22 protein-coding genes are annotated in these 26,255 nt (G+C 60.4%); 11 read left to right on the top strand and 11 right to left on the bottom strand.

Annotated features, from left to right (window positions below):
- Positions 1–60 precede the first annotated feature (60 nt).
- Together BMH52_RS11045 and BMH52_RS11040 are read right to left on the bottom strand one after the other, a co-directional pair.
- Positions 61–276 carry a FliM/FliN family flagellar motor switch protein gene (locus BMH52_RS11045; RefSeq protein WP_003193267.1) on the bottom strand — a complete coding sequence of 72 codons (216 nt, stop codon included), beginning with the start codon at positions 274–276 and terminating at the stop codon, positions 61–63.
- 15 nt (positions 277–291) lie between these two features.
- Positions 292–1,023, bottom strand: a complete 732-nt coding sequence (locus tag BMH52_RS11040) for a secretin N-terminal domain-containing protein (protein WP_072433655.1) — start codon at positions 1,021–1,023, stop codon at positions 292–294.
- A gap of 247 nt (positions 1,024–1,270) precedes the next feature.
- Here BMH52_RS11040 and BMH52_RS11035 point away from each other — a divergent pair, with 247 nt between their 5' ends.
- The 8 genes from BMH52_RS11035 (at position 1,271) to cobA (ending at position 12,547) form a co-directional block, all read left to right on the top strand.
- The gene (locus tag BMH52_RS11035) at positions 1,271–2,470 is read left to right on the top strand and encodes a CmpA/NrtA family ABC transporter substrate-binding protein (RefSeq protein ID WP_073843707.1); all 1,200 of its coding nucleotides are present in this window, start codon (positions 1,271–1,273) and stop codon (positions 2,468–2,470) included.
- Positions 2,471–2,483: 13 nt separating this feature from the next.
- Positions 2,484–3,059, top strand: a complete 576-nt coding sequence (locus BMH52_RS11030) for an ANTAR domain-containing response regulator (RefSeq protein WP_003193274.1) — start codon at positions 2,484–2,486, stop codon at positions 3,057–3,059.
- Positions 3,060–3,205: 146 nt separating this feature from the next.
- Entirely contained in the window at positions 3,206–4,417 is a 1,212-nt protein-coding gene (locus BMH52_RS11025; RefSeq protein WP_014719480.1) for a NarK/NasA family nitrate transporter, read from the top strand.
- Positions 4,417–6,084: a bifunctional protein-serine/threonine kinase/phosphatase gene (locus BMH52_RS11020; protein ID WP_073843705.1), complete on the top strand. Its 1,668-nt coding sequence runs from the start codon at positions 4,417–4,419 to the stop codon at positions 6,082–6,084. The genes BMH52_RS11025 and BMH52_RS11020 overlap by 1 nt, the downstream gene beginning before the upstream one ends.
- A 233-nt stretch (positions 6,085–6,317) precedes the next feature.
- Positions 6,318–8,771 carry a nitrite reductase large subunit NirB gene (gene nirB / locus BMH52_RS11015; protein WP_073843702.1) on the top strand — a complete coding sequence of 818 codons (2,454 nt, stop codon included), beginning with the start codon at positions 6,318–6,320 and terminating at the stop codon, positions 8,769–8,771.
- Entirely contained in the window at positions 8,768–9,085 is a 318-nt protein-coding gene (nirD, locus tag BMH52_RS11010) for a nitrite reductase small subunit NirD (RefSeq protein ID WP_014719483.1), read from the top strand. The genes nirB and nirD overlap by 4 nt, the downstream gene beginning before the upstream one ends.
- Positions 9,085–11,793 (top strand): nitrate reductase, encoded by a 2,709-nt coding sequence (locus BMH52_RS11005; protein ID WP_073843700.1) that lies wholly within the window; start codon positions 9,085–9,087, stop codon positions 11,791–11,793. The genes nirD and BMH52_RS11005 overlap by 1 nt, the downstream gene beginning before the upstream one ends.
- Before the next feature lie 10 nt (positions 11,794–11,803).
- Positions 11,804–12,547 carry a uroporphyrinogen-III C-methyltransferase gene (gene cobA / locus BMH52_RS11000; RefSeq protein ID WP_019820539.1) on the top strand — a complete coding sequence of 248 codons (744 nt, stop codon included), beginning with the start codon at positions 11,804–11,806 and terminating at the stop codon, positions 12,545–12,547.
- A gap of 60 nt (positions 12,548–12,607) precedes the next feature.
- Here cobA and BMH52_RS10995 read toward each other — a convergent pair whose 3' ends face one another.
- The 8 genes from BMH52_RS10995 to ppsA all read right to left on the bottom strand — a co-directional run bounded on the left by BMH52_RS10995 (position 12,608) and on the right by ppsA (position 20,746).
- Complete coding sequence (locus tag BMH52_RS10995) at positions 12,608–13,588, bottom strand: OmpA family protein (protein WP_019820540.1); 981 nt, start codon at positions 13,586–13,588, stop codon at positions 12,608–12,610.
- A gap of 107 nt (positions 13,589–13,695) precedes the next feature.
- Positions 13,696–14,286, bottom strand: a complete 591-nt coding sequence (gene sigX, locus BMH52_RS10990; protein WP_003193286.1) for an RNA polymerase sigma factor SigX — start codon at positions 14,284–14,286, stop codon at positions 13,696–13,698.
- Between the two features lie 87 nt (positions 14,287–14,373).
- Entirely contained in the window at positions 14,374–15,198 is an 825-nt protein-coding gene (locus tag BMH52_RS10985; RefSeq protein WP_003193288.1) for a mechanosensitive ion channel domain-containing protein, read from the bottom strand.
- A gap of 2 nt (positions 15,199–15,200) precedes the next feature.
- On the bottom strand, positions 15,201–15,446 hold the full coding sequence (locus tag BMH52_RS10980; RefSeq protein ID WP_014719486.1) for a hypothetical protein: 246 nt from the start codon (positions 15,444–15,446) through the stop codon (positions 15,201–15,203).
- Positions 15,447–15,532: 86 nt separating this feature from the next.
- Positions 15,533–16,528: a zinc transporter ZntB gene (locus BMH52_RS10975; RefSeq protein ID WP_073843698.1), complete on the bottom strand. Its 996-nt coding sequence runs from the start codon at positions 16,526–16,528 to the stop codon at positions 15,533–15,535.
- 25 nt (positions 16,529–16,553) lie between these two features.
- Positions 16,554–17,045 carry a ribonuclease E activity regulator RraA gene (gene rraA, locus BMH52_RS10970; RefSeq protein ID WP_019820544.1) on the bottom strand — a complete coding sequence of 164 codons (492 nt, stop codon included), beginning with the start codon at positions 17,043–17,045 and terminating at the stop codon, positions 16,554–16,556.
- A 229-nt stretch (positions 17,046–17,274) separates the two neighbouring features.
- Positions 17,275–18,264 (bottom strand): alpha/beta fold hydrolase, encoded by a 990-nt coding sequence (locus tag BMH52_RS10965; protein ID WP_073843695.1) that lies wholly within the window; start codon positions 18,262–18,264, stop codon positions 17,275–17,277.
- 106 nt (positions 18,265–18,370) lie between these two features.
- Positions 18,371–20,746 carry a phosphoenolpyruvate synthase gene (gene ppsA / locus BMH52_RS10960; RefSeq protein ID WP_003193296.1) on the bottom strand — a complete coding sequence of 792 codons (2,376 nt, stop codon included), beginning with the start codon at positions 20,744–20,746 and terminating at the stop codon, positions 18,371–18,373.
- 178 nt (positions 20,747–20,924) lie between these two features.
- Between ppsA and BMH52_RS10955 the strand changes: the two genes are divergently transcribed.
- Positions 20,925–21,743, top strand: coding sequence for a pyruvate, water dikinase regulatory protein (locus BMH52_RS10955; protein ID WP_003193298.1), 819 nt, complete (start codon positions 20,925–20,927; stop codon positions 21,741–21,743).
- A 140-nt stretch (positions 21,744–21,883) separates the two neighbouring features.
- Here BMH52_RS10955 and BMH52_RS10950 read toward each other — a convergent pair whose 3' ends face one another.
- Positions 21,884–23,308, bottom strand: coding sequence for a PLP-dependent aminotransferase family protein (locus BMH52_RS10950; RefSeq protein WP_014719490.1), 1,425 nt, complete (start codon positions 23,306–23,308; stop codon positions 21,884–21,886).
- A gap of 109 nt (positions 23,309–23,417) precedes the next feature.
- Between BMH52_RS10950 and BMH52_RS10945 the strand changes: the two genes are divergently transcribed.
- Positions 23,418–24,362 carry a DMT family transporter gene (locus tag BMH52_RS10945; RefSeq protein WP_019820549.1) on the top strand — a complete coding sequence of 315 codons (945 nt, stop codon included), beginning with the start codon at positions 23,418–23,420 and terminating at the stop codon, positions 24,360–24,362.
- A gap of 23 nt (positions 24,363–24,385) precedes the next feature.
- Positions 24,386–26,248 carry a molybdopterin-synthase adenylyltransferase MoeB gene (gene moeB / locus BMH52_RS10940; protein ID WP_073843693.1) on the top strand — a complete coding sequence of 621 codons (1,863 nt, stop codon included), beginning with the start codon at positions 24,386–24,388 and terminating at the stop codon, positions 26,246–26,248.
- Positions 26,249–26,255 lie beyond the last annotated feature (7 nt).

Here is a 26,255-nt window from a genome sequence, read left to right as displayed (position 1 = left end):
AAAAAACCCATTCATTTGCCTTTTTTGGGCCGAAGCCGGTCAGATAATTCGCTCGCACCCTTATCGCGGCAGCCACTCCTGAAAGGTTTCCTGCAATTCAACCCCTAGCCGATCCTCCAACTGCACCAACTCTCCCACTGCCATCAGTTGCCCATTGACCCGCACCTCCACACAGCGGGTGACGCCTGGGTCCAAGGGCAGCACCTTCCCCGGTGCGAATGCGGCCAAACGCTTGCGGCTGATCAGTTGCTCCTGCAGCAATATTTCCAGGTGCATGGACAAACGCCTTTTTCAGGGGGAAGACTCAGGGTCCGCTCGCAGGAACGCACGTCGCACGTACTCATATTGCGCAGCGGTCAACTGAGGTGCGCCGACCAGTTGCACGTCTCCACCGACAGCCTGCGCCGGCCCCGGCGAGGCTTCATCCAGCGGCTGGGCGACATCCAACTCGGCCACCCGTTTTTCGATAACCTTCACTTGGGCAGGTGAACCCTTGATCAACAGACTGTTGGTATCCGGATAAGCTATTAACACAAGGCGGCCATCGGCCAGTTGGTCCTTCTGCGCCTGGGATAACCGAGCTTTGATCATTGAAGCCATGCCCGGTACAAGGACCCTGTTGGCACCTGCGCCCTGCAGGTGATCGTCCACGAGGACGTTGATCACTTTCACCACGCCGAATAACGACGCATGCTCTGGCACCTTGCGTGGGGGGCGGTCCATCAGTTGAGCGAGGCGCAATACCTGGTCGACATAACGGGAAGGCCCGGTTACATAGAACGTACGCGCGCCGTTTTCACGCAGGGGGTAGCGCGGCTCATCCAGCCCCGCACGCCGCATGATGCCGCGCAGCCTATTGACGGAAATATGCCGCAGCACCACCGCCGAGCTTCTCTCGTCTTCGGCGCCGTAGAGCGGCAACTCCTCGCCACGGGCCGTGGCACTGCCCAGTACCAGCACGGCGCACAGCAGCGCGCTGTACAGCCAGCGGCAATTGAGGGTTGCGAGGTAATCAGCGTGCACCGTGGGTATGCCTGGCGGTCTGGCCTGAAGAAGCGGCCATACTGCGAGGCGCACGAGGTTCAATCATGATCGAAAGCTGACGGCCTGTTGCAACCGCCCCACCCATGGCATGTGCCTTGCTTTGCACTCTGTATCAGGCTCGCACCAAAGGCGGCACGGGCCTACGGACAAAGGCGTCGTTCCCCTGCAATGGCCTATACGCCAACCAGGGAAACGGCGCTTTTTTTTCAGAAAAAGGCAGGTATTGATGAACGATCCGCTGGCTTGGGTAAACGGCAGCGATGCCCCGGAAAAGAGCAGCCTGGACCTGGGGTTCATGGCCCTGACCGATTGCGCCTCGCTGGTGGTCGCCGCCACCCAGGGCTTCGCCCAACCCTACGGCCTCACACTCAACCTCAAGCGCCAGGCGTCCTGGGCCAACCTGCGCGACAAGCTGGTCAGCGGTGAACTGGACGCCGCCCACAGTCTCTACGGGCTGATTTATGCCGTACACCTGGGCATCGGCGGCGTCGCCCCCAGCCCCATGGCAGTGCTGATGGGGCTGAACCAGAATGGCCAGGGCATCAACCTGTCCCATGGCCTGCAACAGCAAGGGACGATCACTCCTGAGGCGTTGAAGCGCCATGTGCACCAAAGCCGGACAAAACTCACCTTCGCCCAGACGTTTCCCACCGGTACCCACGCCATGTGGTTGTATTACTGGCTGGCGAGCCAAGGCATTCATCCCTTGCAGGATGTGAACAGCGTAGTAGTGCCGCCGCCACAAATGGTGGCGCACCTGCAAGCCGGCCGCATCGACGGCCTTTGCGTGGGTGAACCTTGGTGCGCCAGCGCAGTGCAACAGAACCAGGGCTTTACCCTGGCGACCAGCCAGGCGATCTGGCCGGACCACCCGGAAAAAGTCCTGGGCTGCACCCAAGCCTTCGTTGACGCCTACCCCAATACCGCACGCGTGCTGGTCATGGCGATCCTGGAGGCCAGCCGGTTTATCGAGCAGAGCCGTGAAAACCGCCGCTCTACCGCCCAGTTGCTCAGTGCCCCTGAATACCTCGATGCGCCTGTGGCTTGCATCGAACCACGCTTGCTGGGGGACTATGACGATGGCCTGGGCAACCAGTGGCAAGATCCCCATGCACTGCGCTTTTTCGCCGACGGCGAGGTGAACCTGCCCTACCTCAGCGATGGCATGTGGTTCATGACCCAGTTTCGGCGCTGGGGCTTGCTACGTGAAGACCCGGACTACCTGGGCGTCGCCCGGCAGGTGCAGCAACTGGCGCTGTACCGCCAGGCGGCCGAGACGCTGGGCATTACCCCGGGCAACTCGGACATGCGCCGCAGCCAGTTGCTCGACGGCAAGACCTGGGACGGCAGCGATCCCGCTGGCTACGCCCGCAGCTTCCACCTGCATGCCCTGGCCGATGACACTAACCGTCAAGCGCTGCGCTGACAGGAGCCCGACGATGCTGCGAATCCTGTTGATCAACGACACCCCGCGTAAAGTCGGGCGCCTCAAAGCCGCATTGACCGAGGCCGGCTTCGAGGTGATCGATGAGTCCGGCTTGACCATCGACCTGCCCGCACGCGTCGAAACAGTGCGTCCTGATGTGATCCTGATCGATACCGAGTCACCCGGGCGCGATGTGATGGAGCAAGTGGTGCTGGTCAGCCGCGATCAGCCCCGGCCGATCGTGATGTTCACCGACGAGCACGACCCGAATGTGATGCGCCAGGCCATCAAGTCCGGCGTCAGTGCCTATATCGTCGAAGGCATCCAGGCCCAGCGCCTGCAACCGATCCTCGATGTGGCCATGGCCCGCTTCGAGAGTGACCAGGCCCTGCGCGCCCAGCTTCATGCCCGCGACCAGCAACTGGCCGAACGCAAGCGCATCGAGTTGGCCAAGGGCCTGCTGATGAAGATGAAGAGCTGCAACGAGGAAGAGGCCTACACCCTGATGCGCCGCCAGGCCATGAGCCGTCAACAGAAACTGATCCAGGTGGCGGAGCAGATTATTGCCATGAGCGAGTTGCTCGGCTGATCTGGCTCAGCTCTTGCTAAAGAATTATCACAGGTAGCCAACGGCGGTTGCCCCCTCACGACAAAGACGTCGCCCACCCGGTTTGCCCTTGCGAACCCGGTGGCGGCGTTTTTTCGTTTCTAGACCCCTAACCGTTGAGGTGCGTGATGAAATCAAGCTTCTGGAAATCCGGGCACACCCCGACCCTGTTTGCCGCGTTCCTGTATTTCGACCTGAGCTTCATGGTCTGGTACCTGCTGGGCCCCCTGGCGGTGCAGATTGCCGCTGACTTGCACCTGACCACCCAACAGCGCGGCCTGGTGGTGGCCACCCCGATCCTGGCGGGCGCGGTGCTGCGCTTTTTGATGGGAATGCTGGCCGACAAGCTGTCGCCCAAGACCGCCGGGCTGATTGGCCAGGTGATTGTGATCGTGGCGCTGTTCTGCGCCTGGAAACTGGGGATCCACAGCTACGAACAAGCGCTGCTGCTGGGCATGTTCCTGGGCATGGCCGGTGCGTCCTTCGCCGTCGCCCTGCCCTTGGCATCACAGTGGTATCCGGCGGAGCACCAGGGCAAGGCCATGGGCATCGCCGGCGCCGGTAACTCCGGCACCGTGTTTGCGGCGTTGCTGGCGCCCGTGCTGGCGGCCGCCTTTGGTTGGAGCAATGTATTCGGCTTTGCGCTGATCCCACTGGTGCTGACCCTGATCGTATTCGCCTGGCTTGCGCGCAATGCGCCTGAACGGCCGAAAGCCAAAGCCATGGCCGACTACTTCAAGGCCTTGGGCGACCGCGACAGTTGGTGGTTCATGTTCTTCTACAGCGTGACCTTCGGCGGGTTTATCGGCCTGGCCAGCGCCCTGCCCGGCTACTTCAACGACCAGTACGGCCTGAGCCCGGTGACCGCCGGCTATTACACCGCCGCCTGTGTGTTCGGTGGCAGCCTGATGCGCCCATTGGGTGGCGCCCTGGCAGACCGGTTCGGCGGGATCAAGACCCTGCTCGGCATGTACAGCGTGGCGGTGATCTGCATTGCGGCAGTGGGGTTCAACTTGCCCAGTTCCTACGCCGCGCTGGCGCTTTTCGTCTGCACCATGCTCGGTCTGGGCGCTGGCAATGGGGCGGTATTCCAACTGGTGCCGCAGCGTTTTCGCAGTGAGATCGGCGTCATGACCGGCCTGATCGGCATGGCCGGCGGCATCGGCGGCTTCGCCCTCGCGGCAGGCATGGGCGCCATCAAGCAGAGTACTGGCAGCTATCAACTGGCCCTGTGGTTGTTCGCCAGCCTCGGTGTGTTGGCCTGGTTCGGCCTGCATGGGGTGAAACGGCGCTGGAGAACCACCTGGGGTTCGGCCGCCGTGACCGCCGCACGCGTCTGATGAGCTTACAACTGAGCGTCGCCCAGGCCAGTGCCATCGGCCCGCGCAGCGAGAACCAGGATGCGCTGCGGGTGGTCACGCCCATGGCGGAACTGGCCGCGAGCAAAGGCTACCTGTGCGCACTGGCCGACGGCGTCAGCCAGTGCGCCGACGGTGGCCTGGCCGCACGCTCGACCTTGCAGGCGCTGGCCGTGGACTACTACGCCACGCCGCAGACCTGGGGCGTGGCCCAGTCGCTCGAACGTCTGTTGATCGCGCAGAATCGCTGGTTGCAAGCCAACGGCGGCGGCCAACCGTTGCTCACCACCCTCAGCGCCCTGGTGTTTCGCGGCCAACGCTTCACCCTGGCCCATGTCGGTGATTGCCGGGCGTATCGTTGGCTTGACGGCGAGTTGCAACGCATCAGCGAAGACCATGTGTGGGAACAGCCGGGCATGCAGCATGTACTCAAGCGCGCCCTCGGCCTGGATCAGCACCTGGTGCTGGACTTCCTCGATGGTCCATTGCGCGAGGGCGAGTGTTTCCTGCTGCTCAGCGACGGGGTGTGGGCCACGCTGGGCGATCACAGCATCGGTGCGATCCTGCGCGAGCAAAGCGACCTCGACCTGGCCGTCAACACCCTGGTCAGCGCCGCCCACCTGGCGGGTAGCCAAGACAATGCCAGCGCCTTGCTGGTGCGCATCGATCAACTCGGCGCGGCCACCCTCGGCGACGCCCTGGTGCAGTTGCAGCAATGGCCACTGCCGCCACCGCTGAAAGTCGGACAAATCTTTGAAGGCTGGCAGGTGCAAAGCGTGCTGGCGCAGAGTCGGCAGTCGTTGCTGTACCGCGTGCACGACGCCCAGGGGCACCCCTGGCTGCTCAAGACCTTGCCGTTGCGTTGCGACGATACCGACGCCGCCCAGGCCTTGTTATCGGAGGAATGGTTTCTGCGCCGGGTCGCCGGCCGGGCCTTTCCCGAAGTGCATGCCGCCAGTGGCCGTCAGCATTTGTACTACGTGATGCGCGAATACGCCGGGCAAACCCTGGCCCAACTGTTCCAACAACAGGGCCCGCTGCCATTGGCACAATGGCAGTCGATTGCCGAACGCTTGCTGCGCGCCGTGGGCCTGCTGCATCGCCGGCAGATCCTGCACCGCGACATCAAGCCAGAAAACCTGCTGCTGGGAGAAGATGGCGAACTGCGAGTGCTGGACTTCGGCCTGGCCTATTGCCCCGGGCTCTCCGAGGACCGTGCGCACCTGCTACCCGGCACCCCGAGTTTCATCGCGCCCGAGGCGTTCGCTGGCGAGCAGCCTACGGCACAACAGGACTTATATAGCGTCGGCGTGACCTTGTATTACCTGCTGACTGGGCATTACCCGTACGGTGAAATCGAGGCCTTCCAACGGCCCAGGTTTTCCCAGCCCGTCAGCGCCAGCCGTTATCGCCCCGACTTGCCGGAGTGGTTGCCACACAGTCTGGAACGAGCGCTGTTCGCTGTCCCGGGCCAACGCTATGAAACCGCCGAAGAATGGCTGTTGGTGCTGGAGCAGGCCGACCGCCGCGAATTGAGCCTACGCCCACGGCCTTTGCTCGAACGCGACCCCTTGAAAGTCTGGCAGACCCTGGCGATGGCCTCGCTTTTGCTCAATCTGGTGCTGTTGTACTGGTTGATGCACCACTAACGGGCAGAATCCGCCGACTCTCTGTGTAAACGCCCAGTAAAACTGGGGCTATAGGGACTTGGCACAGCTGCTGCATTAGCTTTGCCAACACCCCACATATAGCCGCTCCTTCAACGACGAAGGGCCGAGCTTCCCGAGAGAACGGGACCAGGACAAAGGCGTCCTCGCTAGCTGACTAGCGGGGATGCCTTTTTTGTTTGCGCACGATTTGTCGAGCCATTGCGGAGAACGACATGAAAAAACTCAAACTGGTGATGATCGGCAACGGTATGGCCGGGGTTCGCACCCTGGAAGAACTGCTCAAGCTGAGCAACGAGCTGTACGACATCACCGTGTTCGGCGCCGAGCCTCACACCAACTACAACCGCATCCTGCTGTCGCCGGTACTGGCCGGTGAGCAAACCTTCGAAGAGATCGTGCTCAACGACCTGGATTGGTACCTGAACAATAACGTCAAACTGCTGCTCAACCGCAAAGTGGTGCAGATCGACCGGGTCAAGCGCAAAGTCATCGCCGAAGACGGCACCGAGGCCGAATATGACCGCCTGCTGATCGCCACCGGGTCCACGCCGTTTATCCTGCCGATTCCCGGCAACACGTTGCAGGGTGTGATTGGCTACCGTGACATTGCCGATACACAGGCGATGATCGACACCGCCAAAACCCACAAGCATGCGGTGGTGATCGGCGGCGGCCTGCTCGGCCTGGAAGCGGCCAACGGCTTGATGCTGCGCGGCATGCACGTGACGGTGGTGCACATCGGTGAATGGCTGCTGGAGCGGCAACTGGACAAGACCAGCGGCCAGCTACTGCAAACCGAACTGGAAAGTCGCGGCCTGGTGTTTCGCCTGTGCGAGCAGACCCAGGCCCTGCACGATGCCGGCAATGGCCGCGTCGGCTCGGTGCAGTTCAAAAATGGCGACATCATCCCGGCCGACCTGGTGGTGATGGCTGCCGGCATCCGCCCCAATACCGAACTCGCGGAAAAGTCCGGCATCCCTTGCAACCGTGGGATCCTGGTCAACGACACGATGCAAACCTACGACCCGCGTATCTATGCGATCGGTGAATGCGCCAGCCATCGCGGCATCGCCTATGGCCTGGTGGCACCCTTGTTCGAACAGGCCAAGGTCTGCGCCAACCACCTGGCCCAATTGGGCTTTGCCACTTACAAGGGCTCGGTGACCTCCACCAAGCTGAAAGTCACCGGCATCGACCTGTTCTCCGCCGGCGACTTCATGGGCGGCGAAGGCACCGAAACCATCACGCTCTCCGACCCGATTGGCGGCGTGTACAAGAAGCTGGTGATCAAGGACGACATCCTGGTCGGCGCCTGCCTGTACGGCGATACCGCCGATGGCGGCTGGTATTTCCGCCAGATCCGTGAGAACCACGCCATCGGTGAAATCCGCGATCATCTGATGTTCGGTGAAAATGCACTCGGCGATGTCGGCCACCAAGGCCAGGACAAAGCCATGAACATGGCCGACAGCGCCGAAGTCTGCGGCTGCAACGGCGTGTGCAAGGGCACCATCGTCAAGGCGATCCAGGAACAAGGGCTGTTCAGTGTCGATGAGGTGAAAAAACACACCAAGGCCGCCAGTTCCTGCGGCTCCTGTGCCGGGCTGGTCGAGCAGATCCTGATCAACACCGTGGGCGGCGCCGCCGACGTCAAACCCAAAAGTGAAAAAGCCATCTGTGGCTGCAGCGACCTCAACCACGGGCAGATCCGCCAGGCCATCCGCGAGCAGCACCTGCTGACCATCGACAGCACCATGCGTTACCTGAACTGGCGCACCCCCAATGGCTGCGCCACCTGCCGCCCGGCGCTCAACTATTACCTGATCTCCACCTGGCCCGGCGAAGCCAAGGACGACCCGCAATCGCGGCTGATCAACGAACGGGCCCACGCCAATATTCAAAAAGACGGCACCTATTCTGTGGTGCCACGGATGTGGGGCGGCGTGACCAACCCTTCGGAGCTGCGCCGCATCGCCGATGTGGCCGACAAGTACAACGTGCCGATGGTCAAGGTCACCGGCGGCCAGCGTATCGACTTGCTCGGTATCAAGAAGCAGGACTTGCCTGGGGTATGGAAGGACCTGGATATGCCGTCCGGGCATGCCTATGGCAAATCCATCCGTACCGTCAAAACCTGTGTGGGCAGCGAGTTCTGCCGGTTTGGTACGCAGAACTCCACACAACTGGGCATCGAGCTGGAGCATGACCTGTTCAACATGTGGTCGCCCCACAAGGTCAAGTTGGCGGTGTCCGGTTGCCCACGCAATTGCTCGGAAGCGGGCATCAAGGACGTAGGCATTATCGGTGTCGACTCGGGCTGGGAGATGTACATCGGCGGCAACGGCGGGATCAAGAGCGAAGTCGCGGAGTTCTTCGTCAAGGTGAAAACCGCCGAGGAAGTGCGTGAATACAACGGCGCGTTCCTGCAGTTGTACCGCGAAGAAGCCTTCTACCTGGAGCGCACCGTGCACTACCTGCAGCGAGTGGGCATGGAGCATATCAAGAAGGCCGTATTGGAAGACCCGGCGCGCCGCCAAGCCCTCAATGAGCGTTTGCAGTTCTCGTTGTCATTCGAGCAGGACCCGTGGAAGGAACGCCTGGAGCAGCCGCTGCTGAAAAAGGAATTCGACGTGATCCCCGTCAAACAACTGGAGGTCTCGCTATGAACTGGCTGGATATCTGCGCCCTCGATGAAATCAACGCCCTGGGCTCGCGCATCATCAGCGGGCCCAAAGGTGACATCGCGATTTTTCGCACCAGTGACGATGAAGTCTTTGCCCTCGACGACCGCTGCCCGCACAAGGGCGGGCCGCTGTCCCAAGGCTTGATCTACGGCAAGCGCGTGGCCTGCCCGCTGCACAACTGGCAGATTGACCTGGCGACTGGCCAAGCCCAGGCCCCGGATATCGGCTGCGCCCACCATCATCAGGCCCGGGTCGAAAACGGCCGGGTGATGCTGGCCCTGCGGGACGCGGGTTGATGAACCGCCAGACCACCGCGTCCACCTGCTGTTATTGCGGGGTGGGCTGCGGCGTGCTGATCGAGCATGACGGCGAACAGATCCTGGGGGTGCAAGGCGACCCCAGCCATCCGGCCAACTTCGGCAAGTTGTGCAGCAAAGGTGCCAGCCTGCACTTGACCGGCGACGTGAGCGCCCGCGCCCTGTACCCGCAATTACGCTTGGGCAAAGCACTGGCACGCACTCGCACCGACTGGGACACCGCCCTGGAACACGCGGCCAACGTGTTTGCCGAGACGATTGCCGAACACGGGCCCGACAGCGTGGCGTTCTATATCTCCGGGCAACTGTTGACCGAGGACTACTACAGCTTCAACAAGTTGGCGCGGGCGTTGGTGGGCACTAATAATATCGACAGTAACTCCCGGCTGTGCATGTCTTCGGCAGTGGTCGGCTACAAGCGCAGCCTGGGCGCCGATGCGCCGCCGTGCAGCTATGAAGACCTGGAAAACAGCGACTGCGTGATGATCGTCGGCAGCAATATGGCCTACGCCCATCCGGTATTGTTCCGGCGCCTGGAGCAAGCCAAGGCGCAACGCCCGCAGATGAAAGTGCTGGTGATTGACCCTCGGCGTACCGACACCTGCGACTTGGCCGACCTGCACCTAGCGATCTTGCCGGGCACGGATGTAGCGTTGTTCCACGGCATTTTGCATCTGTTGCTGTGGGAAGACTGGGTCGACCGCGCGTTTATCCAGGCCCACACCGACGGCTTGGCCGAACTCAAGCGCCTGGTGCATGACTACACGCCGCAGATGGTCACGCAGCTATGCGGCATCAGCGTCGAACAGTTGCGCCTGTGCGCGCAGTGGGTGGGCACCTCCAGCAGCTTTCTGTCGCTGTGGTGCATGGGGCTTAACCAATCCACCGCCGGCAGCGCCAAAAACAGTGCACTGATCAACCTGCATTTAGCCACGGGGACCATTGGCCGGCCGGGCTGCGGGCCGTTTTCCCTGACCGGCCAACCGAACGCCATGGGTGGGCGCGAAACCGGCAGCCTGTCCAATTTGCTGCCGGGCCACCGCGAAGCGGCCAACCCTGAACACCGCGCTGAAGTGGCGGCCTATTGGGGCGTGGAACAACTGCCCGCGACCACCGGCCTTACCGCCATCGAACTGTTTGAACAGGTGCAGGCGGGGAAGATCAAGGCGTTGTGGATCGCCTGTACCAACCCGGCCCAATCGCTGCCCGACCAGAACGCGGTGCGCGCCGCTTTGGCAGCGTGCCCGTTCGTGGTGTTGCAGGAAGCCTTTCGTACCACCGAAACCGCCGCCTATGCCGACCTGCTACTGCCCGCCGCCAGTTGGGGTGAAAAAGACGGCACGGTGACCAACTCCGAGCGACGTATTTCCCACGTGCGCCGCGCCATCAACCCACCGGGTGAAGCACGCGCGGATTGGGCGATCACCGTGGATTTCGCACAACGCCTGGACCGCCGTCTACGGCCGGGGTTGCCGAGCCTGTTCGCCTTTGAGCACGCGGCGCAGCTGTTTGATGAATTCAAGCCACTGACTCAAGGCCGTGACCTGGATATGTCCGGCATCAGCCACGCCCTGCTCGACCAGCTCGGCCCGCAGCAATGGCCGTTTCCCGAGGGTGCGCAAGCGGGTACGTCGCGCTTGTACACCGACGGCATTTTCCCCACTGACACTGGGCGGGCGCAGTTTGTCGCCGAGCCTTATCGCGCCGCCAAGGAACAGCGCGATGCGCGATTTCCCCTGACCCTGATCACCGGTCGCCTGCGTGATCAATGGCACGGCATGAGCCGCACCGGCACGGCAGCGCAGTTGTTCGGGCACGTCAGTGAAGCATTGTTGAGCCTGCATCCGGATGAGCTACGCCGCCACCGCTTCAAAGAGGGTGACCTGGTCAGCCTGAAAAGCCGTCGCGGCAGCGTGATCGTCGCCGTCGGCAGCGATGACAGCGTGCGTCCCGGCCAAGCGTTCCTGCCCATGCACTGGGGCGACCGCTTTCTCAAGGGCGGCGTCAATACCCTCACTCAACCGGCGTTCGACCCTTTGTCCAAGCAGCCGGAGCTCAAGCACAGCGGCGTGCGCCTGGAAGCCGTGCAACTGCCGTGGCAGCTGTTTGCGCTGATCGAAGGCGATGTACAGCAACACTTCGAAGCCTTGCGCCCACTGTGTGAAACCTTTGCCTACGTCAGCCTGAGCCTGGCTGGCCGTGAACGCCCCGCGCTGCTGGTGCGCGCCGCGCATACCGAGGCGCCCGACCTGCAACTCTTGACCCGTATCGACCACCTGCTGGGCCTCAACGACGGCCCGGTAATGGCCTATGACGACCCGCGCCGCTCAATCGGCAAGCGCGTGAAGATCGAGAAAGGCCGCATCACCGCCCTGCGCCTGGCCGGCGAAACCCTGGCCCGTCACTGGCTGCAAAGCCTGTGGCTGGAAGGCCGGGCCGACGAGCAACTGCGGCGCTGGTTGCTGGCGCCCTTGAGCGCGCCACCGGGCGGTACCACGGCCAGCAACAAGATTGTGTGCAACTGCAAGAACGTCAGCGAAAACGCCGTGTGTGCCGGTATCGGCAGCGGCCTGGACCTGGATGGCCTCAAACAGGCCTTGGGCTGCGGCACCCAATGCGGCTCCTGCGTGCCGGAAATCAAACGTCTTTTGGCCAGCAACCCGCAGCCAATCGCCATCAGTGTGTAAGGGGAACAACATGAGCGCAAAAGTGTGGCTGGTAGGCGCAGGTCCGGGTGACCCGGAGTTGCTGACCCTGAAAGCGGTCCGGGCCCTGCAGGCAGCGGACGTCGTGCTGATTGATGATCTGGTCAACCCGGCAGTACTGGAACACTGCACCAGCGCTCGGGTGATTACCGTCGGCAAGCGCGGGGGATGTCGTTCTACCCCGCAGGATTTCATTCACCGCCTGATGTTGCGTTATGCACGCCAGGGCAAGTGCGTAGTACGCCTTAAAGGCGGTGACCCGTGTATTTTTGGCCGCGGTGGCGAGGAGGCAACCTGGCTGCGCGAGCGTGGTGTCGAGGTGGAATTGGTCAATGGCATCACCTCAGGGCTGGCCGGAGCAACCCAGTGCGATATCCCGTTGACCTTGCGCGGGGTGAGCCGTGGAGTGACCTTGGTCACCGCGCATACCCAGGATGACAGTAGCTTGAACTGGCGTGCGCTGGCGGAGGGTGGAACCACGCTGGTGGTGTATATGGGTGTGGCGAAGCTGGAAGAAATCCGCGAACAGCTGCTCAACGGCGGCATGGCTGCGGATATGCCGGTGGCAATGATCGAAAACGCTTCATTGCCCCAGCAACGCGAATGCCGCAGCTCCCTGGCGGCCATGCATGAAGCGGCAAAAACCTTTGCGCTGAAGAGCCCGGCCATCCTGGTGATTGGCCAGGTTGCCGGCGCCGCACAGATGGCTAGCATCGCCGCTGCGGCAAGCGCCTGAGGCAAATCGCAGGCGAAAAAAAGCCCGGCCTGAGCCGGGCTTTTCTTTACTACTCAGTAATTACTGAGCGGTAGCTTCAACCGACGCTTCTACGCGACGGTTAACAGCGCGACCAGCTTCAGTTGCGTTGTCAGCAACTGGGCGGGATTCGCCGTAACCAACAGCAGTTACACGGCTAGGAGCAACGCCGTCTTTAACCAGGACTTGCTTAACAGCGTCAGCACGACGCTGGGACAGCTTCTGGTTGTAAGCGTCTGGACCTACGGAGTCAGTGTGACCAGCAACTTCTACGTTGGTAGCTGGGTACTGAGCCATGAAGTCGGCCAGGTTTTTAACGTCGCCGTAGCTGTTAGGCTTAACAACGGCCTTGTCGAAGTCGAACTTAACGTCCAGCTCAACACGAACAACCTGAGCAACCGGAGCTTCTGGCTCTGGAACTGGCTCTGGAGCTGGTGCTGGGGTAGGAGCTGGAGCAGCTGCGCCAGCGTTACCGCCGAAGTTCACGCCCAGGCCAACCAGTGCGGAGTAGTCCCACTTGCCGTTGTCCAGACCGTAGTCAGCTTCAACACCAGCACGAGCGTACAGGTTGTTGGTGAAGTAGTACTTCACGCCGGTACCGATGGTAGCGAAAGTGGTCTGGTCGCGACCGCTGTGGCCGTCAGCCTGAACGTTGGTACGGCTCTGGTGGCCGAAACCGCCTTCAACGTATGGACGCAGGCTATCAACGCCAGCCTGACCGAAGTGGTACTGAGCAACGAGGCTGCCAGTGTCACCTTTGATCTTCTGGTTGCCAGTGCCGTCGTTCGAACGGGTGTGGTTGGTCTTGTCGTACGACAGATTCAACGACAGATCGTCGGTCAGGAAGTAACCAATGCGAGCGCCTGGGTTGAAGCCGTCTTCGATGTGCTTAACGCTATCGTTGTACTGCTTCTTGTAGAACAGCTCGCCTTCAACTGCGCCTTGGCCTTGTGCCAGAACGCCGAAAGAAGTAGCGGCAATAAGAGAACCAATGGCCAAGCCCAAGGTGTTTTTCAGTTTCATCCGTTAAATCCCCATCTGGTGATTGTAAAGCAGTCCCACAAACCGGGGGACAACTCGGCGACAAGTCTAACAGAACTTGCCTACACGTAAGAGATATTTGCTACGCACTAAGTTTCAGTCTCGCCCGCAAATTTCTCACGTAATTTATCAAGAGCACGCTTGTACCGCATTTTTGTAGCACTCAAACCCATATGCATGATGTCAGCGATTTCCTGAAATTCCAGCTCTGCGACAAATCGAAGCACCAGAATTTCGCGGTCAATCGGGTTCACATGCACCAACCAGCGATCAAGTCCGCCCTTTTCCTCGGGTGCCGGCGCCTTCTCTTCAGACGCCTCCTCAAGGGGGTCCAGACTCAAAGCATCCATCAAGCGACGCTTTCGCCGTTCCTTCCGATACTGCGTGATGCACTCGTTGTACGTGATGCTGTACAGCCAGGTCTTGAACTTCGATTTGCCCTCGAAGTTCTTCAGGCCGTATAGCACCTTGAGCATCACTTCCTGACAGACATCATCCGCGTCTCTATCGTTCCCCAAATACCTTGAACAAACGTTGAACAGAGTGCGTTGATACCTGCGCATCAATTCTTCGTACGCGCGTGTTACGTGAAACAGCTCCGTGTGCGAGCGCGCGACCAACTCCTCATCAGAGAGCTCACGGGGGTCATAGCGCGTGGACAGCGTTTGGGCTTTATTCAAAACAAGTCGTGCCGACAGTCAGGTCAATGTCCGCTGCAACCCGGTCACCCGGGTTTGCGGCGGCGTACATTAGCAGGATTTGCCGGATTAGCGGCTACTGACCTGCTGCTCCAGGAGAATCCGGTTGGACAGCGACACCAGTTCCCCGTCATCGGTCAGCACGGTCGTCTTGACTGTGCCGATCTCCTCGATTTGCCCTTCGACCTCGCCCACACGCACCTGTTGCCCAACTTGATACAGCTCACGCACATAGATTCCCGCAAGAATCTGACCGGCAATTTCCCGGCTTCCCAACCCCATGGCCAGCGCAACTGCCAGACCAACGGTAATCAAAACAATCACAATCACGTGGTTGAGCAGGTCAGTTTTGACCTCCAGCTGGCTGATCGCGACGGAAATACTGATGATGATCACCAGCCCCTGGGCAATTCGTCCCAGGCCCGCTGCGTAGTCCAACCCCACGCCTTCGGCGGCCCCGCGCACCAGCCCGTTGGCCAGTTGCGCGAGTAGAACCCCCACCAGCAGCACCAGCGCGCCGCCGAAAACTTTCGGCAAATACAGTGCCAGCATGTCGAGCGTAGCTGAAACTCGCTCAAGTCCAAGGGACTGCGCTGCAGAAACCAGAAAAATAAGTAGAACGAACCAATAGACGATCTTGCCGATCAGAGTCGAAATCGGTACTTGCAACCCCGCGCGGCCGAGCAATTTGGTCAGGCCAGTGCCAGCCATCAGGCGATCGAGCCCCAGTTTGGCGAGCAATTTGGACAGCAGGGTATCGAGCAGCTTGGCCACGACAAAACCCAGCAATACCAGGACCAGGGCACCAAACAGGTTGGGAATGAAATTCGCCACCTTGGTCCACAATGCGGTCATCGCGGTGACCAGGCTCTGGGTCCAGAGATCAAGTTCCATATTCAATCAGCCTTATCAGCAGTGCTAGCAAGAGGTTTACGACGGGAAACCGGTGACACATGGGCCGAACCGTTGTTCAGGGCCATCATCAACGCCGGCAACCAACGCCCGAGCAGACCGAACAGGTCACCCGCCCCTACCTGACGGTTGGCGGTTTTCAGTACGCGGCCCAGGCAGGCATCGTCATCACGGTTGGATGGCGAAGCATTGAGCATGTCACGCAAAGACTGTTCGAACGGATCGTGCATAGAGACCTCTCGCAAGTGATTTAAAAGACGAGGGTAAAATTCATCGGGTCACATCGGCCCTTTCTTACGTTCAGGTCATATTCAGGTCAAACCCAGCGCAATCGTCGAAATAACCACCATTGCCCCAGTGCCACAGACACCATCAACAGGCACGCGATCATGAATCCATAAGGGCTGGCAGAGAATGGAATGCCGCCCACATTGATACCGAGCAAACCGGTAAGAAAACTCATCGGCAAGAAGATCCCGGTGATGATCCCGAAGCGGTACATGGTGTGGTTCATGCGCAGGCTCAAGCGCCGGTCTTCAGCCTCCAGCACAAGCCCCACGCGCTCTCTGGCCAATTCCAGCTCTTCCAGGTAACGGGTCAGGCTGTTGTGCAGTTCGTTCCAATAGTCGGCATCGTCGTCGCAGAACCACGCCAATTTGATTCGTGTCAGCTGGGCGAAAATATCCCGCTGGGGGGCCAGGAAGCGCTTGAGTCCGGCGGCTCTTCGACGGATCTGCAGAACGCTGCCGTGCTCCGGAGTATACCGTTCGTCGGCATCGAGTTTTTCTTCCTCGGAATCGACGATTTCAGACAAGCCGGCGACCAGATCCTGCACTTTGTTGGTCAGGTACTGAGCCATATAAAGGATGAGTTCAGACGCCGTCTTGGGGCCTTTGCCGTCTGCCAGTTGCACCAGCAACTCATCGGTAGCGCGCAAGGGGCGCAAACGCAGGGAAATCACTCGGTTGGCGGCGGCGAAAATGCGCACCGACACCATGTCTTCCGGCTCCGCGCCTGGGTTGAGATTGATTCCGCGCAGAAACAGCAGCAATTCGGCGTCCGGCAGCGGCAACAGCCGTGGACGGGTGTTTTCCTCCAGCAGCAGGTCACAGGCAAACTCGCTCAGGCCGCTGGATTTGCGCAGCCAGGTCTGGGTTTGAGGATGGCTGCGATCCCAGTGCAGCCACAGGCTTTCCTGGGGCTGCAACTGCAAATCGTCGAGCTCAGTCCGGGCAATCGAACGCGCACCGCCTTTACCGTCCAGCACCAGGGCATGCACCAGCCCCCATTGCGCGTTTTCTTCTTCGAACATCCTCACCCCGATCGGTTGCGGCAGTTTATTCAGGCATTTTCAGCGGGCTGGGTGACACGATCACCCCGTTGTTATCGGCATAAATGTACTCACCGGGGCGGAACGTCACGCCTGCGAATGTCACCGGGACGTTCAGGTCGCCAAGGCCGCGCTTGTCGGTTTTTTTCGGATGAGAGGCCAGGGCCTGTACACCCAGGTCGGTCTGGGCGATGACGTCGACGTCACGGATACACCCGTAGATCACCAGCCCTTCCCAACCATTTTTCGCGGCTTTCTCGGCAATCATGTCACCCAGCAACGCGCAGCGCAGGGAACCACCACCGTCGACCACCAGCACTTTGCCAACGCCCGGCAGGTCAGCCTGCGCCTTGACCAGGGAGTTATCCTCGAAGCATTTGAGGGTGACAATCTCGCCACCAAAGGAGTCTCGGCCACCGAAGTTGCTGAACATCGGCTCCACTACCTGCACCAGCTCCGGGTAGGCGTCACACAGGTCGGGGGTCACGTAATGGTTCATCGAGAAACTCCTGTCATCAAAGAAGAGGTCGAACATCCACGGTGTACATCAAGAAAACGCCCCGCGACAGGCATTCTTTAAATGCCTGGGCGTTGGCGGCGGCCATGATCAAACCCGGTTCAGCGTAACGCAATACACGTTGCGCGACTGAATATGACCAGAACCGCGTGGCGCGTCATATCTTAGCCGCAACCATTCAAGAGTGAAACGCCCTTGGTAGAGCGTTTCGTCAAACCGCTGCGGACACTTCGGATTGCGTACCGAATAAGGGTGTCAGCGGGTCGTTCAACCAGCGCTCGACCAAAGGCCACACTTGGGCCTGGGCCGCTTTACTGACCAGCATCTGCACATGGCCGAAATCCTCGCTGAAACCTTGCTGACGTCCCAGGCACAGGTACTGGCGATGCTCGCTGCCCACTTGCTCGAAGAGCTTGCGGCAGGCCCAGTCCGGGTCTTGCCGGTCGCCCGCTGCGCTCACCGCCAACAGCGGCACATCGACCTGCGCCAAGCCTTTCCACCAGTCATGCTCGGCATCGCCAAACCGGCCGAACAGGCCGTTCCAACGCATCGCTTCGATCATCACGCCGGCCGGCTCGTCCTCGGGCCCACGCTTGAAGCGCGGGCCCGACAGATGGGCAAGGCGCTTGAGGAAAAAGCGAGCGCCCCACTCCACCGGTGGAATTTTCAACGGCCAGTGGGTGCGACTGACCTGGCAGCCGAACAACGCCACCGACGCCACCGCTGATGCATCCAAGTGCTGCCCACCCAAGGCCGCAGCCAGGGTGGTGGCACCGAGGGAATGCCCGATCCAGTGCGGAATCTGCCCGCTTTGCTCACACACAAACGCCCCCACGGCCGGCAAATCGTAGCGCGCATAATCGGCGACGCGGTTACTGGCGTAGTCGTGATTGCGCTTGGACAAACCATGGCCGCGCATTTCCGGGATCCACACATCAAATCCGCGACGTGCGAGGTAAGCCCCCAGGCCAATTCCTTTTGGCGAATACCAGAAACGTCGATTGGAAAAACTGCCATGCAACAAAATAATCGGCGTGCCCCGGTTTTCCGGGACATCGGCCAGGCCCAAACGGGTAACCGCCAGCTCGACGGTGCCGTCCGGGCTGTTACCGGGTTTGAGTCGGTAGACGTCTTCACTCAGGTCGCCCCGACGTTCAGCGCTGATCAGGGCGACAGGAAACAGATGGCTGCTGCTTTGCATAATGCTCTTGCACAAAAAAGGGCGGCGTCCGCAAGGATTCCCGCCCTGTACAGATAAGAATGCCGGTCACCCGCAACGAGTGACCGGCACTTTTGACCACGCGATCTTAGGCGGACGCTTGGCCTTCAGCCAGGAAGAACCAGGTTTCCAGCACGGAATCGGGGTTCAGCGAGACGCTCTCGATCCCCTGCTCCATCAGCCATTTAGCCAGGTCCGGGTGGTCCGAAGGGCCTTGGCCGCAGATACCGATGTACTTGCCAGCCTTGTTACAGGCCTGGATGGCGTTGGCCAGCAGCTTCTTGACCGCTGGGTTACGCTCGTCGAACAGGTGGGCGATGATCCCCGAGTCGCGGTCCAGGCCCAGGGTCAACTGCGTCAGGTCGTTGGAGCCGATGGAGAAACCGTCGAAGAACTCCAGGAACTCTTCAGCCAGGATGGCGTTGGACGGCAATTCGCACATCATGATCACGCGCAGGCCGTTCTCGCCACGGGTCAGGCCGTTTTCTGCCAGCAGGTCCACGACCTGGCTCGCTTCGCCCAGGGTGCGCACGAAGGGCACCATGATCTCGACGTTGGTCAGGCCCATCTCGTTGCGCACGCGCTTGAGCGCACGGCATTCAAGCTCGAAGCAGTCACGGAAGGCTTCGCTGATGTAACGCGAGGCGCCGCGGAAACCCAGCATCGGGTTTTCTTCTTCCGGCTCGTAGAGCTTGCCGCCGATCAGGTTCGCGTATTCATTGGACTTGAAGTCCGACAGGCGCACGATGACCTTTTTCGGGTAGAACGCCGCAGCCAGGGTGCTGATGCCTTCGACCAGTTTCTCGACGTAGAAACCTACCGGGTCGTTGTAGCCGGCGATGCGCTTGTCGACGCTTTCCTTGATGTCCAGCGGCAGGCCGTCATAGTTCAGGAGTGCCTTGGGGTGCACGCCGATCATGCGGTTGATGATGAATTCCAGGCGGGCCAGGCCCACGCCGGCGTTCGGCAACTGGGCGAAATCAAAGGCACGGTCCGGGTTGCCGACGTTCATCATGATCTTGAACGGCAGGTCGGGCATGGCGTCGATGGAGTTTTGCTTGATATCGAAGCCCAGCTCACCTTCGAAGATAAAGCCGGTATCGCCTTCGGCGCAGGACACGGTCACACCCTGGCCATCCTTGAGCAGTTGGGTGGCGTTGCCGCAACCCACGACTGCCGGAATCCCCAGCTCACGGGCAATGATCGCCGCGTGACAGGTACGCCCGCCACGGTTGGTGACAATGGCACTGGCGCGCTTCATCACCGGTTCCCAATCCGGGTCGGTCATGTCGGAAACCAGCACGTCACCCGGCTGGACCTTGTCCATCTCGGACACGTCCTTGATGATCCGCACCTTGCCTGCGCCAATGCGCTGGCCAATGGCACGGCCTTCTACCAGCACGGTGCCGGTTTCCTTGAGCAGGTAGCGCTCCATGACGTTGGCCGAAGTGCGGCTCTTCACGGTTTCCGGGCGAGCCTGCACGATGTACAGCTTGCCGTCGTCACCGTCCTTGGCCCACTCGATGTCCATCGGGCACTTGTAGTGCTTTTCGATGATCATCGCTTGTTTGGCCAACTCGCTGACTTCAGCGTCGGTCAGGCAGAAACGCGCACGCTCGGCCTTGTCGACTTCAACGGTTTTGACCGAGCGACCGGCCTTGGCCTCGTCGCCGTAGATCATCTTGATGGCCTTGCTGCCCAAGTTACGGCGCAGGATGGCCGGGCGGCCCGCTTCGAGGGTGCCCTTGTGTACGTAGAATTCGTCCGGGTTGACCGCGCCTTGTACGACGGTTTCGCCCAGGCCGTAGGCGCCGGTGATAAACACCACGTCACGGAAACCGGATTCGGTATCCAGGGTGAACATCACACCGGCAGTGCCGGTTTCCGAACGCACCATGCGCTGCACGCCGGCAGACAGGGCCACCAGCTTGTGGTCGAAACCCTGGTGTACGCGGTAGGAGATCGCACGGTCGTTAAAGAGGGAGGCAAACACTTCCTTGGCCGCGCGGATCACGTTTTCGACGCCGCGAATGTTGAGGAAGGTTTCCTGCTGGCCGGCAAAGGAGGCGTCCGGCAAGTCTTCGGCGGTGGCCGAGGAACGCACGGCGACGGCCATGTCCGGGTTACCGGCCGACAGGGTGGCGAAGGCGGTGCGAATTTCTTCGTTGAGCTTCTCGGGGAACTCGGCTTCCATGATCCACTGGCGGATCTGGGCGCCGGTCTTGGCCAGGGCGTTGACGTCATCGACGTCCAGGGCGTCCAGCGCGGCGTGGATCTGGGCGTTGAGGCCGCTCAGCTCTAGGAAGTCGCGGTAAGCCTGGGCCGTGGTGGCGAAACCACCGGGCACCGAGACACCAGCGCCTGCAAGATTACTGATCATCTCGCCGAGGGATGCGTTCTTGCCCCCCACATGCTCTACATCATGGACGCCGAGCTTATCGAGGGAAACTACGTACTCTACCAAGGTGATCTCTCCACTTTCTGTGTTGGAAAAGCTCAGGACGCGGGTTGCTCAGTAGGAGCTAACGCCAGCGCTTGTGGCCTGGACCTGGAAAATAAGTGAGAATGCGGCCCACTGCGGGACGGCAAAATCGCGCCTATCATATCCAAGATTCGCCATCAGCTTAAGGCCCAGGGCTCAAATGAAACGATCTGCTTTCTTTATTTCCGACGGCACCGGCATCACAGCCGAAACATTGGGCCAGAGCCTGCTCGCGCAGTTCGAAAACATTACCTTCGCCAAATTCACCCGGCCTTATATAGACAGCGTGGATAAAGCGCGGGCCATGGTACAACAAATCAATCTGGCGGCTGAAAAAGACGGTTTTCGCCCGATCATTTTCGACACCATCGTCAATCAAGACATTCGTGAGATTCTCGCAACGTCGAATGGTTTCATGATCGACATTTTCTCTACCTTCCTGGCGCCGTTGGAACAGGAGCTGAGTGAACACTCCTCCTATTCCGTCGGAAAGTCCCATTCCATCGGGCATAACTCCAACTATATGGAGCGCATCGAGGCGGTGAACTTCGCCCTCGACAACGACGACGGCGCCCGCACCCACTACTACGACAAGGCCGACCTGATCCTGGTGGGCGTGTCGCGTTGCGGCAAGACCCCCACCTGCCTGTACATGGCCATGCAATTCGGTATTCGTGCGGCCAACTATCCGCTGACCGAAGATGACATGGAACACCTGACCCTGCCCGCCGCCTTGCGCGCGCACTCACACAAACTGTTCGGCCTGACCATCGACCCGGACCGGCTGACCGCCATCCGCAACGAACGCAAGCCCAACAGCCGCTACTCCAGCTATGCCCAGTGCGAATTTGAAGTGCGGGAAGTAGAAAATCTGTTCCGTCGCGAAAATATTGCGCACATCAATTCCACGCATTTTTCGGTGGAAGAGATTTCGGCGAAGATTCTGGTGGAGAAGGGTGTGGAGCGGCGCTTCAAGTGATCTCTGTCGCCTGATCTGATCGTTCCCACGCTCTGCGTGGGAACGCCGCCTGGGACGCTCCGCGTCCCGCAATAGCGACGCAGAGCGTCGCAAGATGCATTCCCACGCAGAGCGTGGGAACGAGCAACGGTAACGCGGATTTACAGATGAAACCGCCCGCCCCCCTGCCCCAGCGCCGTCGCCAGCGCGTCAAACCCCTCGCGCAATAACTGATCATCGCCCGACGTGTTGCAGATACTCGCCCGAATAAACTGCGGCACCGCCGTCTGCCCCACGGCAAAAGCCTCGGCGGTGGCGATCAGGTAATTGTTCTGTTTGAGCTCCGCCTCGATTTCCGAGGCCCGCCAGGGCTCCGGTACTTCGATCCAGAAGTGCGGGCTGTTGAGGTGGGTGCGATAGGCCAAGCCGTTCAATAAATCTTCGACTAACGTCTTGCGGCGGCTGATCTCGTTGATCTGCTGACGCAACAAATATTCCGCCGTGCCGTTTTCAATCCACTGGGTCGCCAACTCCAGAGTCACAGGTGTGGCCATCCAGCAGGTCGAACGTAGCGCCGCCGAGATGCGACTGACCAGCGCCGGCGGCGCATGCACGTAGCCCACCCGCAAACCAGCCGACACCGCCTTGCTCAGGCTGCTGATCAAGATCGTACGCTCAGGCGCGAAGTAGCTGAGGGGCGGCGGACGGTCCTCCACCAGCACACCGTGGGCTTCGTCCTCCAGAATCAGCAGGTTATGTTCGCGACACACCCTGGCCAAGGCTTCGCGGCGCGCCACCGACAACACGGCGGTGGTCGGATTCTGGATAGTCGGCGTGCAATACAACGCCGAAATCCGGTGATTGCGACAGACCTCATCCAGCGCCGTGGGCAGCACACCTTCCTCGTCCATCTCCAGGCCGATCAGCCGCACCCCCAGCATACGCGCAGCGGTAATCAGCCCGGGATAAGTCAACTGCTCGGTGACCACCGTATCGCCAGCACGCAGCAGCGCCATCATCGCGCACAGCAAGCCATGCTGACCGCCGTTGACGCAGATGACCTGCTCGGGAATCGGATGAAACTCGCGCTGCACCAGCCACTGCGCGCCCGCTTCACGGTAACGCGGCAGGCCGGCGTCGGGGGTGTAGGCGCTGATGTCCTGGAGGAACTTGGCATTATTCGACAGGGTTTGAAAGCTCTGGGCGAGAAACACCGTCTCTTGCCCGGGAATGTGCATGTTGCGGCTCATGTCGAAGTACTGGCGCGGCTCCTCGCTGAAATTACGAAAGCCCTCATCACGCTGGCGCTCCATCCCACGTTTGCGCACGAAGGTGCCGTCACCCACCCGTGCAACCACCAGGCCCAGGCGCTCCAATTCACCGTAAGCCCGGCTGATGGTGCCGATGGTCACGCCTAAATTGTCGGAAAGCACCCGATGGGGCGGCAGTTTTCGTCCCGGTTCAATCAAGCCTTCGAGGATGCCCCGTTCCATCACATCGGACAGGCGCTTGTACTTCACGCCCTGCCCGTTGGACAAGCCCTCACGCATAATTGACACCATGTCAATATTTGTTTTGACAGCCATCTTTCGCCCTAATAGTGTGCTTTTACGGGTTCAATCGCCGATAAACATAACTCATTACAAGTTCAATATAGAGTTCAATTCCGGCTCAGGGAAGCAATAAACGATGCCAATGTCCGCCGTTCTCGAAAACACTGCAAAAACAAAAACGCAAAAACAGTGGCTCGCCGGGCTGGTGACCAGCGTGATGTTCCTGATCGTGTGCCTGAGTTGGGGCACCACGTGGCTGGGCATCAAGATCGCCGTCGAGAGCGTGCCGCCGCTGACATCCGCCGGCCTGCGCTTTCTCATCGCGTTTCCGCTGTTCCTGTGTTTTGCCATGGTGCGCCGTGAGCCGATCCTGTTTCCCCGGGAAAGCCGCTGGTTCTTCGTGTTTGTGACCCTGTCTTACTTCAGCGTTCCCTACTATTTGCTCAACTACGGCGAAATGCATGTGTCGTCGGGCCTCACCGCCCTGCTGTTCAGTTGCATGCCGGTATTCATCCTGATCTTCTCGGCGCTGTTCCTGCGCGAGCGCATCTATTTTTCCCAGGTGGTCGGCATCGGCATCGGTTTCGGCAGCCTTTACATGATCATCAAGAGCCAGGGCCTGCACCTGGACCACGCCGAGTTCTTCGGGGTACTGGCCATTCTGAGCGCCGCGATCATGCACGCCTTGTGCTATGTCATTACCAAGCAAAAAGGCAGCGCCATCAGCGTCATCACCTACAACACCCTGCCCATCGGCATTGCCGGGCTGATGCTGTTCCTGGCCGGCCTGTGGTTTGAAACACCGACGTTCGACGCCATTACCCTGCGCTCCTGGAGCGCGCTGTTCTACCTGGGGCTGGTGGCCTCGGTGGGCGGGTTCATTGTGTATTTCATGCTGCTCAAGCGCCTGAGCCCGATCATCCTGTCGTTCGTGTTCATCATCTTCCCGGTGTTCGCGGTCATCATCGGTGCCTGGTACGAAGGCGTGGAAATTTCCCGCGACCTGATGCTGTACTCGGCGATCCTGCTGGCCGGCTTTGCGATCACCAAGTTGCCGATTGAAAAACTCATGGCCAAGAAAAAGTGACCCTCAATCAACGCGAGAGAAACATGGACGTCCTCCGCCCCACCGCCCTGGAACAGATCTACGCCCACGCCAGCCGCAGCTACCCCGAGGAGTGCTGTGGTTTCGTCTTCGCCGACGGCAGCGTGTACCTGGGCAGCAATATCCAGAATGAACTGCACCGCAAGAACCCCGAGATGTACCCACGCAGCGCGGCCAATGGCTACACCTTTTCGGTGGCCGACACCCTGCTGATGAACAAGGCGTTTCGCAGTGACAACCCGGTGGTAGTGATTTACCACTCACACCCGGATGTGGGCGCCTATTTCAGTGACGAAGACCAGGACAAGGCACTGTTCCTGGGCGAGCCGATCTTCCCCGTCAGCTACTTGGTGGTGGATGTCCGCCAGGGCCAGGCCCTGGGCTCCAAGCTGTTTGCCTGGGATGGCAAGCATTTCTCCCTTCAACCTTTCAACGACCTGCACACGGAGTTGTCCATGAACGCTGTCTCTTTCCCCGACATTCTGGTTCGCGTGGCCAAGCTGCCGGAATCGACCCTTGAGGGCGCCGGATCGACATTGCGCGAAGTCATTGAAAATCTCTGCACCCATCACCCCCAATTGCGTCAGCACCTGTTCCATGAAAAGAACGACCAGCTCAAGGAACACTTCCTGTTTACCGCCGAGGAGGCGTTGATCGACGCCGATGAACCCCTGCCAGCAAAAGCCCGGATCGAAGTGTTGCTCGCCACTTCAGGTGGCATGGACATCGATGCCCTGAGCAACGAAGAAGTGCAGCGCTATGTGCGCCACATCACCCTGCCAGGCGTCGGCCGCGAAGGCCAATTGAACCTGAAGAAAGCCAAGGTGCTGATCATCGGTACCGGCGGCCTGGGCTCGCCCATCAGCCTGTACCTGGCGGCGGCCGGCATCGGCACCCTGGGGCTGGTGGACTTTGATGTGGTGGAAAGCAGCAACCTGCAACGCCAGATCGTGCATGGCAACAGCACCCTGGGCATGCCCAAGGTCGAGTCCGCCAAGCAGCGCCTGCTGGACCTCAATCCGCATATCCAGATCAACGCGTACAACACCGCGCTCAACAGCGACAACGCCCTGGCACTGGTGGGCGCCTATGACCTGGTGATCGACGGCACCGACAATTTCGACACCCGCTACCTGGTCAACGACGCCTGTGTGCAGCTGGGTAAACCCTTGGTGTACGGCGCCATCTACCGTTTCGACGGGCAGATCAGCGTGCTCAATTATAAAGGTGGGCCGTGCTATCGCTGCCTGTTCCCCAAGGCCCCACCCGCAGAGCTGGCGCCCAATTGCAGCGCGGGCGGTGTGATCGGCGTGTTGCCGGGCGTGGTCGGTATGATCCAGGCCACCGAGGCGATCAAATTACTGATCGGCATTGGCGAACCCTTGTCCGGCCGCTTGATGCGCTTCGACGCGCTGGCGATGAAGTTCAGCGAGATCCGCTTCAAGCGCCGCGCTGACTGCCCCTGCTGCTCGGACCTGCGCCACAGCGAAACCGTCGCGCCGGCCACCTGCGCCGATGCCTTACCGAGCCAGCCCTCCCTGGCCGCGGAACGCTACATCAAGCCCCAGGTACTCAAGCAAGTGCTCGAACACCCTAGCAGCGCCGATGTATTGCTGGACGTGCGTGACGCCAGCGAACTGGAAGTGTGCAAATTACCGGGCGTGGTGCATATCCCGCTGGCAGAACTGGATGGGCAGCTCGCCAGTCTGAGCCGCGACAACACCCACTACCTGATCTGCTACGCAGGCACCCGCGCCGAGCAAGCCGCCAGCACCCTGTTGGCCGCTGGCTTTGCCAACACCAAAGTCCTGCAGGGCGGCATGAAACATTGGGTTCGCGACGTCGAACCTGACATGCCGCTGTACTGAGAGTGGG

It is taken from the genome of Pseudomonas sp. BTN1, from assembly GCF_001907715.1.
Taxonomy (GTDB): Bacteria; Pseudomonadota; Gammaproteobacteria; order Pseudomonadales; family Pseudomonadaceae; genus Aquipseudomonas; species Aquipseudomonas paracarnis.
This window is presented reverse-complemented; position numbering and strand designations above follow the sequence as displayed.